The organism is Streptomyces sp. NPDC050121 (assembly GCF_044460385.1).
In the GTDB taxonomy this organism is placed as follows: Bacteria; Actinomycetota; Actinomycetes; order Streptomycetales; family Streptomycetaceae; genus Streptomyces; species Streptomyces soliscabiei.
Map to the genome: position 1 here is coordinate 235670 of NZ_JBITJV010000008.1, position 13102 is coordinate 248771.

Here is a 13102-nt window from a genome sequence, read left to right on the forward strand (position 1 = left end):
GACCAGGTCGTCATGAGCCCCTGTTTCTGGGGTTCGGAGCCGACCTCGATGGAGATCGACGGCGAGACGGTCACCGTCTGCCACGGGCACCCTGACCGCCGCGCAGCAGGCGAGGCTCCTCGGCCTCGTGCAGGCCTTCGTCGGACGGGCCAAGGCGGCCTTCTACGTCCGCGTGCACAGCCCCGTCGTGTGGATCGAGGTCGACTGCCAGGCCCCGGGCCCGCTCGCGGGCGCGTACGGCGCGACCCAGGGCAGCGGCGCCACGCAGAAGCACGTCCACTCCGTCGTCGCACCCCCAACGGCAACGACTGACAGCGGCGATCTGATCACCGGGCCCGGCCCCCGTCGTCCCGGCCCGGTCTCCCGTCGCGGGAAAGGCGGTATGCCCGCCCCAGCGGGCCGAATCGTCCTGCCCGTTGGGCCCCCGGCCCTGGTGGGTCTATCGTCTGAACTGTGGGCCAGAGCGTTGGAGGGCGGCCGGTGATGCCGCAGGATGAGGCCGTGATCGGCTGTACGGGGAAGGTGCTCGTCGGAACCCGCGGTTCCGCGGGCCCCGGCGAGATCCTGGTGCGGGTCAGGGGCGGTTCCGAGACCTTTCTCGCCTGGTCGGAGGATCCTCTACCCACTGGGGCGACGGTCCTGGTGATCGAATCGCGTGGATGTCGCGAGGTAGTCGTCATCGAGTGGAGGGATCCATTGGACGCGCTCGGCGATCTCGCCGACGCCGACTGAGGAGCAGAAGAGAGATGTTCGGATACCGCGTTCCCGCTCCCGACGAGGCGATGTTGATCTCGGGGGGCCGGCGGGGACTGGGGGGCGCGCCGTTCCGAGTGGTGACGGGACACGGAAAGTTCGTGATCCCGTTCTTCCGCAAGACCCGTTTCCTCACGCTGTCGATGTGCGAGGCCGAGGTCACCGAGACCTGTGTGACCAGGCAGGGCATCGCCCTGCACGTGCGTGCCGTGATCGCGTTCAAGGTCGGCAACGACCACGAGAGCATCATCAACGCCGGGCAGCGATTCCTCTCCGACCAGGACCAGATGTCGGTGCTGACCGGGCGGATCTTCGCCGGGCACCTGCGGGCCATCATCGGCTCGATGACGGTCGAGGAGATCGTCACCGAGCGGCAGAAGCTCGCCGCGGAGGTGCTGGACACCTCCAAGACCGAGATGGCGAAGATCGGTCTGATCGTGGACTCGCTGCAGATCCAGTCGATCGACGACGGCGACGCCGGCTACATCGACGCGATGTCCGCTCCGCACAAGGCGGCCATCCAGCGGCAGGCCCAGATCGCCCAGGCCCAGGCCACCCAGGCGTCGGTCGAGGCCGAGCAGGAAGCGGCCCGCAAGCAGGCCGAGTACGCCCGGCAGACGGCCGTCGTCAAGGCGGCGTACTCGGCCGAGGTGGACCGCGCCCAGGCCCAGGCCGCCCAGGCGGGCCCGCTGGCGCAGGCCCACGCCCAGCAGGAGGTGCTCGCCGCCCAGACCGAGCTGGCGCAGCGCCAGGCCAAGCTGCGCCAGCAGCAGCTGGTGGCCGAGATCGTGAAGCCGGCCGAGGCCGAGGCCGAGCGGATCCGGGTGCTCGCCGCCGCCGACGCGCAGCGCATGAAGATCCAGGCCGAGGCGGCCGCGTCCTACGACCGGGTCGCGCTCGACCGGATGCTGATCGACCAGCTTCCGCAGATCGTGAAGGAGGCGGCCGGCGGCCTCGCCGGCGCCAACGTCAACGTCCTGAACGGCGCGGACGGCCTGGGCGAGATCGCCGCCGGCCTGGTCTCCCAGGGCCTGACGATCCTCGACTCGGTCCGCCAGAACCTGGGCGGCCAGGACTCCGGCGAGGGCCGCGGCCGCCCCGAGAACGGCAACGGCAACGGCAGCGCCCTGCTCCAGTTGCACCCGGGCAAGGACCGCAAGACGGACGACGGCCCGGTGGACGTCGACTAAAGAGCGTGTCTCCTTGATGAGTGGGTCGGTTGATCGGATGTCCCTGGCCGATTGGTGATCACTGAGGCGATGTGGGACCGGATCGGGCCGCGGATGCCTGCAGACCGGGTCCGCGGACGTCGAAGACGTCATCCCGCAGCCGTCCGACCGCCCGGCTTGGACCGAGAGGTCTGCACACAGCGGAACACCGTCGAGCGGTGCGTCAACCGGCTCAAGGCCGCATTCCGACTCGCCGGCATCCTCATCTGGACCCGACGCTGACCAAAGAGACAGAACCCAGGCCCTGTCGGCCAGGGCCCGCCCGAGCGGGCCCGCCCGACCGGGGCCCGCCTCCGCCGTCTCAGCCTCCCACTCCGCCGTCGTCAGCGCAGGGCGCCCTTCGTGGCGTCCGCGATGAAGCCCCGGGCGAAGAACGTGAACATCAGCACCAGCGGGATGACCGACAGGAGCACCCCGGCCATCACCATGCTGTAGTCGGTGGAGTGGCCGGCGTACAACTGGGCCAGCGCCACCTGGAGGGTGAGACGGTCGGGGTTGACCAGCATCACCAACGGCAGGATGTAGTCGTTCCAGGCGGCGATGAACGTGTAGATGCCGAGGAACGCCAGGGCCGGGCGGACGCACGGCAGCACCACGTGCCAGTACAGCCGGAAGAACCCGGCGCCCTCGATGCGGGCGGCGTCCAGCAGTTCGTCGGGGACGCTGGTGGAGGTGTACTGGCGCATCCAGAAGATGCCGAAGGCGTTGGCGGCGGCGGGCACGATGAGCGCCTTGAGCGTGCCCAGCCAGCCCAGCTGCACCATGATCTCGTACTGCGGGATGATCGCCAGCTGGGTCGGCAGGATGTACATCGACAGCAGCACGCCGAAGAGGAACTTCTTGCCGGGGAAGTCGTACTTGGCGAAGGCGAAGGCGGCCAGCGAGTCGAAGAACAGCACCAGCGCCGTCGTACAGACCGCGACGATCACCGTGTTGAAGAGTGAGCCGAAGAAGTCCATCTTGTCGAACAGGTGCTGGATGTTGGTGAGCAGGTGGTCGCCGAACCAGAGTTTCGGCGGGTACCTGTAGATGTCCTGCGAGGTGTTCGTCGCCATGACGACGATCCAGTAGAACGGGAACACCGAGATGACGACGCCGGTCATCAGGACGGCGTGGACGCTGAGCCCCCGCAGGCGTTTACGGTTCCGGCTGTTCACGACCGTCGCTCCTTACGCTGCACCAGGCGCCAGTTGATCAGGACGATGAGCAGGATCAGCAGGAAGAAGGCCCAGACGATGGCGGCGCCGTAGCCGAAGTCGTTGTTGTCGAAGGCCTGGTGGTAGAAGTACAGCAGGGTGGTCATGCCCGCCTGGCCCGGACCACCGGAGTTGGGGTTGGTCGAGGCGTCGCTGTTGAACAGCACCTGGGGTTCGGTGAAGCTCTGCAGTCCGGTGACGGTGGAGACCACCACGGTGAACAGGATGATGGGCCGCAGCAGCGGGATCGTGATGGAGAAGAAGATCCGGACCGGTCCGGCGCCGTCCATCCGTGCGGCCTCGTAGAGCTCCGAGGGGATCGCCTGGAGGCCGGCCAGATAGATGATCGCGTTGTAGCCGGTCCACTGCCAGGTCATCAGCGCGGCGATCACCAGCTTGATCGTCCACTCGTTGCTCAGCCAGGGCACGGCCGACACGTGCAGGGCCCGCAGGATGGCGTTGATCAGGCCGAAGTTGTTGCTGAAGATCGCACCGAAGAAGATCGCGATGGCCACCAGCGAGGTGATGCTGGGGACGAACAGGGCGACCCGGTAGAACGCGGTGAGGCGTTTGGTGGAGTTCACCAGCACCGCGAGCACCAGCGCCATGAAGAGCATCGGCACGGTCGACAGCACCCAGATGACGAGGGTGTTGCGGATGGACAGCCAGAAAATCGGGTCGTCCCACAGGAACCGGAACTGCTGGAACCCGACGAAGTGCATGTCCCCGATGCCGTCCCACTTCTGGAACGCCAGGTACACGGTGTAGATCACCGGGAAGAGCATGAAGACCGAGAAGATCAGGTAGTACGGCGAGATGGCCAGGTACTGCGGCCAGTGTCTGGCGACCTGCCGCCCCGGCCCCCGCCGGGCCCCGGCCGACACCGGCCGGATCCGGGAGGCGCGTCGGCCCGGACCGTGGAGACGGTCCGGGGCCGACTGCCCGGTGGGACCGGTGTCGGATCCGGAGGTCGGTCCGGTGGGAGCCGGGCCGGCTACCGGGCTGGACGACATGTCACTTCACTCCCTGCCGCTGGGCGATCTGCTTGGCCTGGCCGACCGCGTCCTTCCAGGCCTCGTCGGGGTCCTTGCCCTTGGCCTCGATGCTGGTCAGCTCGCTGAAGTAGGGCGCGGAGACCGCCGCGTCGGCCGGGGCCTCGTAGGCCGCGGGGATCTTCTCGGCAGCCGGGCCGAAGATCTCGATGGTCTTCTGGCCTCCGAAGAAGGCGTCGCCGCCGGTCAGCGCCGGCAGCTTGTAGGCGGCCGGGGCGGTCGGGAAGAGGGCCGCGTCGGTGAAGCCGCGGGCCTGGTTCTCCGGGTCCAGGATCCAGCTGATGATCTTGAAGGCTTCCTCGGGGTTGCCGCTGGTCGCGGGGACGGCCAGGAAGGACCCGCCGAGGTTGGACGGCCCGCCCGGCAGACCCGCCACCCGCCACCTGCCCTTGGTGCCGGGCGCGGCGTTGCTGATGTCCAGCGCGTGCCAGGCGGCGCCGATCTCGGTGCCCAGGGAGCCGTTGCCGATCGCGGCGTTCCACGTGTTGTCGTTGATCTTGGCGTCGATGCCGAGGGTGTAGGGCTTCACGGCGGTGGTCCAGGCGGTACGGATGTGGTCCTGGTCGCCGATGAACTTGTTGTTCTGGTCGATGAAGCGCTGGGTGCCCTGGCCGATCATCATCGAGAACACGGAGCCGATGTTGTTGATCAGGTAGGTCTTCGGCACGGCCTTGTGCAGTTCGACGCCGGCCTTGAAGTAGTCGTCCCAGGTGGACAGCTCCGCGGAGACCTTCGCCGGGTCGGTGGGCAGCCCCGCCTCGGCGAAGAGGTCCTCGCGGTAGAACGTGGCGCAGGGGCCGATGTCGATCGGGAAGCCGATCAGCTTGCCGTCCTGCGTGGTGGCCTGCTTCAGCTTCCAGGACAGGTACTGCGGCATCAGCTTGTCCGCGCCGACGGTCTTCAGGTCGACGAAGCGGTCGGCGTTGGGCAGGAAGGAGGCGATGTCCTCGCCCTTGATGCCGGTGATGTCCGGGGCGGACTGGGCGGCTCTGAGGCCGGTGAGCAGCTTGGTCTTGAAGTCGCCGCCGACCACGGAGGTCTTGAGGGTGATGTCGGAGAAGTGCTTCTTGGCGTCCGCGACGACCTTGTCGCTCAGCCCGCCGGACCAGTACCAGAGGCTCAGGTTCTTGCTGTCCTTGCTGCCGCTCGATCCGGAGCCGCCGCCGCACGCTGCGGTGGCGCCGGCCGCGGCGGCCGTCAGTACGGCGGCCTGGAGGAATCGTCTGCGGGAAAGGTCCACTGTCTTCTCCTGGATTTCGGCGAGTTCGGCGGGTAGGGCGAGGTCGGCGGGTACGACGTGTCGGGCATGTCCGACAGGGCCTGCGAGTGCTGGGCCGCGGCGGGGCGCGGCGAGGAGGCCGGGTGGCTGAAGAGCATCGGCGTGGGTGGTAACCCTTCAGCCACCCGGGGTGTGTGACCTGGTCCTCTCAGACGGCGCCGAGCGTCGTGACGGCGGAATACGCCGTTCATCCGCTTCGGCCGACCGGAGTGGGGTCCGGGCCTGGCTCCGAATTACGCAAGAGAGTGCACCCGGTGCGCGGGTTTGACAAGGGTCAAGCAGATATCGAGACAACCATGCGCGACTTTGCTTGAGTTTGGCGAGTTCGCGAGTATGGTCTGCCGCATGCTCCCTGACCGAAGACATCAGCTGATCCTGCGCGCACTGCGTGCGGACGGGCCCACCTCGGTGGTCGCCCTGGCCGAGAAGGTCGGGGCGAGTCAGGCCACGATCCGGCGCGACCTCGCACAACTGGAGGACGAGGGCCTGCTCAAGCGGGTGTACGGCGGCGCCGCCCCCGTCGTGGGCGAGGACGACCCGTTCGCCGACGTGGCCGGCGTCCGGGTCCAGGCGAAGGACGCCCTGGCCCTGTGGTGCGCAAACCTCGTCAGGAACGGCGAGACCGTGCTGCTCGACATCGGCACCACCGCTCACCGGGTGGCCCGCCATCTCCACGGCCGGTCCCTGACCGTGATCACCAGCAACCTCGCCGTCTACGAGGAACTCCAGGACGACAAGGACGTCCAGCTGATCCTGCTGGGCGGCGTGGTGCGGCGCGACTACCGTTCGCTGGTCGGTTTCCTCACCGAGGACAACCTGCGCCAGGTCCACGCCGACCTGCTGTTCCTCGGCACGAGCGGGGTGCGACCCGACGGTCAGGTGCTGGACACCACCGCGGTCGAGGTGCCCGTCAAAAGGGCGATGATCGCCGCCAGCGCCCAGGTGGTCCTGGTGGCGGACGCCGGCAAGTTCCCCGGCACCGGGATGGCCCGGGTGTGCGGTCCCGAGGAGCTCGACGTCGTGGTGACCAACGCGCCCGGGGACGCGAAGACCTGTGATCGACTGCGCGAGGCGGGAGTTGAGGTGGTCGAAGTATGAGACTGACGATCCTGGGCGGCGGCGGCTTCCGGGTCCCGCTGGTCTACCGGGCACTGCTGGGCGACCGCGGCGAGGGGCGCGTCACCGATGTGACCCTGTACGACCTGGACGCCTCCCGGCTGGCCACCATCCGCAAGGTCCTCGCCGACCAGGCGGCCGGGCATCCCGACCCGCCGGCCGTCACCGCCACCACCGATCTGGACGAGGCGGTCACCGGAGCGGACTTCGTGTTCTCCGCCATCCGCGTCGGCGGACTCGCCGGCCGCGCGGCGGACGAACGCATCGCGCTGGCGGAAGGCGTGCTGGGCCAGGAGACCGTCGGCGCGGGCGGCATCTCCTTCGGGCTGCGCACCGTCCCGGTGGCGGTCGGGATCGCCCGCCGCATCGCGGCCCTGGCGCCCGAGGCCTGGGTCATCAACTTCACCAATCCGGCCGGCCTGGTCACCGAGGCGATGACCGCCCACCTCGGGGACCGGGTGATCGGGATCTGCGACTCGCCGGTGGGCCTCGGCCGCCGCGTGGCCGGGGCGCTCGGCGTCGATCCGGCGCGCGTCCGCCTGGACTACGTGGGCCTGAACCACCTGGGCTGGCTGCGCGGCCTGTACGCCGAGGGCCGGGACCTGCTGCCGTCCCTGTTCGCGGACGAGGCCGCGCTGACCTCCTTCGAGGAGGGCAAACTCTTCGGCGCCGATCTGCTGCGCACGCTCGGCGCGCTGCCCAACGAGTACCTGCACTACTACTACTTCAGCCGCGAGTCGGTGCGCTCGGCGGGGGCCGCCGAGCAGACCCGGGGCGCCTTCCTGCACTCCCAGCAGCAGCACTTCTACGACTCCCTGGGCGCCGTCGCCGACGCCCCGCCGGCGTCGCGCGCCGCCTGGAACGCCTGGGACGCGACCCGCCTGGAGCGCGAGGTCACCTACATGGCCGAGAACCGCGAGGCCGTAGGCATGGGGGAACGCGACTCCTGCGATCTGGAGTCGGGCGGCTACGAACAGGTGGCCCTCGCCCTGATGCGTGCCATCGCCCTGGACGAGCGGGCGACCCTCATCCTCAACGTCCGTAACCGCGGCCGGATCCCGGTCCTCGACGACGACGCCGTCATCGAGGTTCCCTGCCATGTGGACGGCAACGGCGCCCACCCCATCGCCGGGGCCCCGCTGCCCGACCACGGCACTGGCCTGGTGTGCTCGGTCAAGGCCGTGGAACGCGCGGTGATCCGGGCCGCCACCACCCGCGATCGCGCGCACGCCATAAGGGCTCTGACCATCCACCCCCTGATCGACTCGTACGCCGTCGCCAAGCGCCTGCTGGACGCCTACCAGCAGCACTTCCCCGAGCTCGCCTACCTGGGCCGCTGACGCGTCCACCCGAGCAACGGCGGCGAGGGGCAGACCCACCACCTATATTCCTTGACACGAATATTCTCTGTCCGGAATACTCGTCGACATGGACGCACTTCTCACCGCGCTCGCCGACCCGGCGCGCTGGCGGCTCGTGAGCCTGCTGGCCGAACGGCCCCGCTCCGTCGGGGTTCTCGCCCAGCTGGCCGAGGCGCGTCAGCCGCAGACGACCAAGCATCTGCAGACCCTTGAGCGGGCCGGCGTCGTCACGTCCCAGCGCACCGGCCAGCGCCGTGTCTACGCGCTGCGGTCCGCCGCCCTGCGGGACCTGGCCGCCGAGCTCAGCCGACTCGCCGACACCGCGGACCGAGCAGACGGCCCCCGCTCGGCCTACGACCGCCATGGGCTCAGCCTCCGGGCGGAGCGGCTGGCCGCCGAGGAGCCGGGGTGGGCCGACGGCCGCTCGTTCAGGTTCCTCCGGTCACTGAAGGGGCGCCCCGAGCTCGTGTGGCGCCACCTGACCGAGCCCGACCTGCTCGCCCGTTGGTGGACACCCGACGACCTGCGCGTCTGCGAGCTCGTCTTCGAGGCGCGAGAGGGCGGGCGGGTCGTCCTGGAGTACCGCGACGCCGAGGACGCCGCCGGCTCCGACCTGGTCGCCGGGCGCGCCGAGGGCGTCGTCCACGAGGTGAGCGCGGGTGAGCGCCTCGTCTACCGGCTCTCCCCGCTGCTTCCCGACGGGGGTCTCGCCTTCACCTCCCACGTCGAGTTCGTCCTCACGCGCACCGGCGCCGGCACGGACCTCGACGTCCTTTACCGGATCACCGACAGCACCGTCGACTCCGCGGACTTCGTCGCCGGCATCGAGACCGGCTTCGGTCAGAGCCTCGACAAGCTGACGGCGACTCTCGCCGCGGAGCTCGACGACACCCACGACACCGGCGCCTCCGACCCCGACTTCGACACCGACATCGACACGGACCCGAGGAGCACGAAATGACCGAGCAGACCGCCGCCCACGGCCGCAGGGTCGTCACCAACATGAGCCTCTCCCTCGACGGCCGCTACGCCGGACCGGACAACCCCCTGGACATGAGCTGGGTGATGCCCTACGCGGTCACCGACGTCGCCCGCGACCATCTGACCAGCCTGTGGGAGCCGGCGACGACGGCCCTGCTCGGCCGGGTCAACGCCGAGGGCTTCCTCGGTTTCTGGCCCACCGTCATCGGCATGGAGGGCGCCGACCCGCGCGACGAGGCCTTCGCGAAGTGGCTCGTCGACACCGACAAGGTGGTGCTCTCCTCCACCCTCGGCGAGGCTCCGTGGGAGCGGACGACGATCGTCGACAAGCCGGCCGCCGAGACGGTCGCGGACCTCAGGGCGACCGAGGGCGGCGACGTTCTCGTGCTCTCCAGCGCGAGCGTCATCAAGGCGCTGCTGGCCGCCGACCAGGTGGACCGGCTCGCGCTCACGGTCTTCCCGGTCTTCCTCGGCGGCGGCCCGCGCCTCTTCGACGACGGCCTGCCCGCGGGGAAGTGGTCGCTGGCCCGTCAGACGGCGGGCGAGCACGGCACATTGGCCCTGGTCTACGACCGGATCCGCTGAACTGCCGCCCTGCGTCGGGTCGCTGCCGGAGCTGTCGACCGGTCGTGCTCGTCAGGGGCCGGCCGCGGGAGCGTACGTGCCCAGCAGGGCCCGGGTCGCCTCATGGCGGGGGGCGTGGAAGACGTCGGCGGTGCGGCCGGACTCCACGACGCGCCCGGCTTCCAGCACGGTGACGGTGTCCGCGCGGTCGGCGATGAGGGGCAGGTCGTGGCTGATGAGGACAAGCGTCATGCCGTGCCGCCCGCGCAGCCCGGTCAGCAGGTCCATGATCGAGCGACCCGTGTCGGGGTCGAGCGCGGACGTGACCTCGTCGCAGATCAGGACGTCGGGCTCGGCGGCCGGCGCTCGTGCGATGGCGACCCGCTGCCGCTGCCCGCCGGACGGCTCGTGCGGGTGGCGGTCGGCGAACGCGGGCTCCAGACCGACCTGTTCGAGGAGTCCGGCCACGCGTGCGGAGACCTCCTGGGCGGGGCAGCGTGGCGCTGGTGTACGTCACCGTGCCGGGGCTGGTGCTGGCGCCGTTCTTCGAGAGCGAGAACGCCTCCGCCACCGATCTGGCGACGCAGCTGCTGATCGCCGCGGTGTTGCAGTTCTTCGACTGCACCCAGAACATCGGCGGCGGCCTGCTGCGCGGCCTGGACGACACCAAGGGCGGCTTCCGGGTCACCCTGGTCGACTACTGGCTCGTCGGCCTCCCGGCCGCCGCGCTCCTCGGCTTCGCCGCCGGCTGGGACACCGTGGGCATCTGGCTGGGCCTCCTCATCGGCCTCGGAACCACCGCACTGCTCCTCCTGCGCCGCTTCAACCACGTCCTCACCCTCCACACCGCGCCCCCGGCGATCGCCACCCCCTGAGGGGTCACGGTCACCCGGGGCGTGGTCGGCCTCTGCGAGGAGGATCCTCCTCCCCCGGCTCCTGCGGCGTACGGGTCGTGAACCCGGGCAGCCGGCGAGCCGCCACCTGCGCGCACAGGCTCAGCCAGGCGGCGGCCAGCAGCCAGCCGCCAAGGACGTCGCTCGGCCAGTGCACGCCGAGGTACACGCGGCTCAGGCCCACGGCGAAGGCCCAGCAGGCGGCCACGGCGCATACCGTCCGGGCCCGGGCGGGCGCCGTCCGCCGCAGCACCGCCCAGGCCAGCAGACCGGCGGCCAGCGCCGAGGTCGTCGTATGGCCGGAGGGGAAGGCGTAGCCGGAGGCGGCCGCCGCCCAGTCGGCGGGGGCCGGACGGGCGCGGGCGAGCAGCTCCATCAGTCCGGAGCGGATGGACTGTCCGGCGAGGAGGACGCCCACGGCGACCGCCACCGACCAGAGCCGCTCCCGAGGCGATCGTCCGGCGATCAACCCGGCCGCGACGGCGATCAGATACGGCCAGGCGCCCCCGCCCGTCATGGTGACCCCGCGTGCCAGCGCCTCGGCCACCGGCGGTCGGTGCGCGAGCGACCAGGCGTGGACGGCGCGGTCGCCCGGCAGGGGGGCGCCCCCGCGCACGGCCACGGCCGTGGCGAGGGCGGCGAACAGCGCGAGGCAGACGCAGGCGAGCAGGAGGGCCATGGCCGCGACCTCTTTCCTGCCGGAACGAGCCCGGTTGACTACAGGTACGTAGACGGTCCAGCGCACTGTAGACGAAAGAGGGTCGAGGAGCGATCGCCCGAAGGGAGGACGGGTCAGGCCCAGGCAGCCACCGGCACGAAGGAGCTGTCCTGCCGGAAGAGGTCCGTGCCGTCCGACTGCTCCACGCTGAGTTGGTAGTTGTAGTGGCGCAGGTAGTAGCCGGGGTAGTTGTACGACTCGAAACGGATCGCACCGCTCGTCGAGCCCGTCCGGGCGATGAACGTGGCGTCCCTGGCGAAGGTCGATGTGCCGTCGTTGGCGTCGAAGCGGCCCCGGAAGGAGTAGTGGCGCAGATAGTTGCCGGAGGCGTCGCGGAAGGAGTAGGCGTTCGCGTCCGCGAGACCCGCCACGACGGTGAAGGTGGACGCCTGCTTCTCGGCGGTGGTGCTGGAGCTGGTCACCACGGGCAGGTTGAGCAGCGCGGACTGCTCCTGCCAGTAGCGGGTGGTGTAGTTGGCGGAGCGCAGGGAGCGCGTGGCGTTCTTCGTGATGGCCGGGCCGCCGGTCACCGTCTCCTTGATCACCGTGAAGTGGCGTGCCGTGCCCGAGATGCCGGGCAGGGCCTTCGGCGCGGTCCAGGTGGCGAAGGTGTCGTAGCTGTCGCTGTAGTAGTAGTTGCCGTCGCCGTAGCCGTCGAAGAAGATCCGCCAGCCGCCGTTGTCGAGCTGGATGACGGACGGGCCCTCGCGGTAGCTGCCCCAGCCCGCCCAGTCGCCGGTCCTGGTGATCGTGTACGGGCCGGCGAGGCTGGACGCGGTGCCGTACTCGATGTACTTCGCCGTCTCGTTCTTGGTGAACGCGTGGTACGTCGAGCCGATCTTCACGATGTACGTGTCGATGTGGTTCGACCCGATGCCGGACAGGGCGACCGGTGAACTCCAGGTGGTGAGCGCGGAGTTGGTGGCCTTCAGCAGATACGGGGTGAAGATCCACTCGTCGCTGGTCACCGAGCAGGAGACGATGACGTTGACGCTGCCGTCGCTGTCGACGAACCACTCCGGCGCCCAGGCGCGGGAGAGGTTCGCGATCGGGACCGTGTAGTCGTACAGGAACGTCCAGTTGACCCGGTCGGAGCTGCGGGCGAAGCCGATGGTGGTGCTGGTGTCCTGCCAGGTGTGGGTGGTGTAGGTGATGTAGTAGTAGCCGTTGGTGTGCTTGAAGACGCTCGCGTCGCGGATGCGGTTGCTGGGCGGGGTGTACGCGGAGGACTGCACCAGTCGGAAGTCGGTGGCGTCGTCGGACTGGTAGACGTTCACCGTGCCGTCGTTGCTGTTGAGGAACGGCACGATGGTGTAGCGGGTGGCCGATCCGGCGGTCGGCGCGGCGGCGAGGGCCGTGCCGAGCAGGCCGGGCGCCTCGCCCAGCACGAGTGCCGCGGCGGGCAGCGCGGCCATCGCACGCAGCAGGGCACGGCGGGACGGAGCGGGGGGACGTGTCGTCATGGTGCGGCTCTCCTACGGCTCAAGGTTCGAAATTCCGAACACAGTTCGGAACATCGATCGGAAGGTAGGGGCGAGACAGGAACACGTCAATCCTTCGCGCAGTAACAGACGATGCCTGCGGGACGGCTGTGGCACGCATCCTGGGCGCGGGGAAACGGTCGCGGACCGTCCGGCCGGCCGAGCGGGTTCCACCCGTACCCTGTGACCATGGACGATGCGTCGATGGTCGGGCTCATGGGGCGGGTCACCGGGGCGATCGGGCCGGGACTCGTGGGCGAGGTGATCGTCCGGGTGCGCGGCGGGGCCGAGCACTTCCTCGCCTACCCGGCGGACGGCACGGGCCGCATCGAGTGCGGCACGGTGGTGATGGTGGTGGAGCACCTGCCGCCCAGAACGGTCTACGTCACCCCGGCATACGACAGTTGAGCCTGCTCCGGCGCAGGTGAGAGCGATTTGGTGCGACTTCGGGAACGTAAGCGTCAAGATTGCAACAAGGA

15 protein-coding genes are annotated in these 13102 nt (G+C 69.8%); 8 read left to right on the forward strand and 7 right to left on the reverse strand.

Going from position 1 to position 13102, the window contains the following annotated elements:
* Positions 1-70: 70 nt before the first annotated feature.
* Positions 71-274 carry a hypothetical protein gene (locus ACIBTS_RS15205; protein WP_399319576.1) on the reverse strand — a complete coding sequence of 68 codons (204 nt, stop codon included), beginning with the start codon at positions 272-274 and terminating at the stop codon, positions 71-73.
* 209 nt (positions 275-483) lie between these two features.
* On the opposite strand from ACIBTS_RS15205, the gene ACIBTS_RS15210 reads away from it, so the two are divergent.
* Both ACIBTS_RS15210 and ACIBTS_RS15215 read left to right on the forward strand, forming a co-directional pair.
* Positions 484-732 (forward strand): hypothetical protein, encoded by a 249-nt coding sequence (locus ACIBTS_RS15210; RefSeq protein WP_399319578.1) that lies wholly within the window; start codon positions 484-486, stop codon positions 730-732.
* Positions 733-746: 14 nt separating this feature from the next.
* On the forward strand, positions 747-1943 hold the full coding sequence (locus tag ACIBTS_RS15215) for an SPFH domain-containing protein (RefSeq protein ID WP_399319580.1): 1197 nt from the start codon (positions 747-749) through the stop codon (positions 1941-1943).
* A gap of 362 nt (positions 1944-2305) precedes the next feature.
* Here the strand turns inward: ACIBTS_RS15215 and ACIBTS_RS15220 are convergent, their stop codons facing one another.
* Genes ACIBTS_RS15220 through ACIBTS_RS15230 form a run of 3 tightly spaced genes read right to left on the reverse strand, consistent with a single transcriptional unit; the run spans position 2306 to position 5470 of the window.
* Positions 2306-3085 (reverse strand): carbohydrate ABC transporter permease, encoded by a 780-nt coding sequence (locus ACIBTS_RS15220; RefSeq protein WP_399319725.1) that lies wholly within the window; start codon positions 3083-3085, stop codon positions 2306-2308.
* Positions 3086-3135: 50 nt separating this feature from the next.
* On the reverse strand, positions 3136-4191 hold the full coding sequence (locus tag ACIBTS_RS15225; RefSeq protein ID WP_399319582.1) for a carbohydrate ABC transporter permease: 1056 nt from the start codon (positions 4189-4191) through the stop codon (positions 3136-3138).
* 1 nt (position 4192) lies between these two features.
* Positions 4193-5470, reverse strand: a complete 1278-nt coding sequence (locus ACIBTS_RS15230) for an extracellular solute-binding protein (RefSeq protein ID WP_399319583.1) — start codon at positions 5468-5470, stop codon at positions 4193-4195.
* 384 nt (positions 5471-5854) lie between these two features.
* On the opposite strand from ACIBTS_RS15230, the gene ACIBTS_RS15235 reads away from it, so the two are divergent.
* The 4 genes from ACIBTS_RS15235 to ACIBTS_RS15250 all read left to right on the forward strand — a co-directional run bounded on the left by ACIBTS_RS15235 (position 5855) and on the right by ACIBTS_RS15250 (position 9552).
* Positions 5855-6607 carry a DeoR/GlpR family DNA-binding transcription regulator gene (locus ACIBTS_RS15235; RefSeq protein WP_399319585.1) on the forward strand — a complete coding sequence of 251 codons (753 nt, stop codon included), beginning with the start codon at positions 5855-5857 and terminating at the stop codon, positions 6605-6607.
* A complete protein-coding gene (locus ACIBTS_RS15240; protein ID WP_399319587.1) occupies positions 6604-7965 on the forward strand; it encodes a 6-phospho-beta-glucosidase in 1362 nt (453 codons plus the stop codon). Before ACIBTS_RS15235 ends, ACIBTS_RS15240 begins: the two co-directional genes overlap by 4 nt.
* Before the next feature lie 88 nt (positions 7966-8053).
* Positions 8054-8947, forward strand: coding sequence for a metalloregulator ArsR/SmtB family transcription factor (locus ACIBTS_RS15245; protein WP_399319588.1), 894 nt, complete (start codon positions 8054-8056; stop codon positions 8945-8947).
* Positions 8944-9552, forward strand: a complete 609-nt coding sequence (locus tag ACIBTS_RS15250; RefSeq protein ID WP_399319590.1) for a dihydrofolate reductase family protein — start codon at positions 8944-8946, stop codon at positions 9550-9552. Before ACIBTS_RS15245 ends, ACIBTS_RS15250 begins: the two co-directional genes overlap by 4 nt.
* 51 nt (positions 9553-9603) lie before the next feature.
* Here the strand turns inward: ACIBTS_RS15250 and ACIBTS_RS15255 are convergent, their stop codons facing one another.
* The gene (locus ACIBTS_RS15255; RefSeq protein WP_399319592.1) at positions 9604-9999 is read right to left on the reverse strand and encodes an ATP-binding cassette domain-containing protein; all 396 of its coding nucleotides are present in this window, start codon (positions 9997-9999) and stop codon (positions 9604-9606) included.
* A gap of 2 nt (positions 10000-10001) precedes the next feature.
* On the opposite strand from ACIBTS_RS15255, the gene ACIBTS_RS15260 reads away from it, so the two are divergent.
* Positions 10002-10406 carry a hypothetical protein gene (locus ACIBTS_RS15260; protein ID WP_399319593.1) on the forward strand — a complete coding sequence of 135 codons (405 nt, stop codon included), beginning with the start codon at positions 10002-10004 and terminating at the stop codon, positions 10404-10406.
* A 10-nt stretch (positions 10407-10416) separates the two neighbouring features.
* Here the strand turns inward: ACIBTS_RS15260 and ACIBTS_RS15265 are convergent, their stop codons facing one another.
* Positions 10417-11103 (reverse strand): phosphatase PAP2 family protein, encoded by a 687-nt coding sequence (locus ACIBTS_RS15265; protein ID WP_399319595.1) that lies wholly within the window; start codon positions 11101-11103, stop codon positions 10417-10419.
* Positions 11104-11216: 113 nt separating this feature from the next.
* The gene (locus tag ACIBTS_RS15270) at positions 11217-12605 is read right to left on the reverse strand and encodes a glycoside hydrolase family 43 protein (protein WP_399319597.1); all 1389 of its coding nucleotides are present in this window, start codon (positions 12603-12605) and stop codon (positions 11217-11219) included.
* 207 nt (positions 12606-12812) lie between these two features.
* Here ACIBTS_RS15270 and ACIBTS_RS15275 point away from each other — a divergent pair, with 207 nt between their 5' ends.
* Complete coding sequence (locus ACIBTS_RS15275) at positions 12813-13031, forward strand: hypothetical protein (protein ID WP_319347097.1); 219 nt, start codon at positions 12813-12815, stop codon at positions 13029-13031.
* Positions 13032-13102 lie beyond the last annotated feature (71 nt).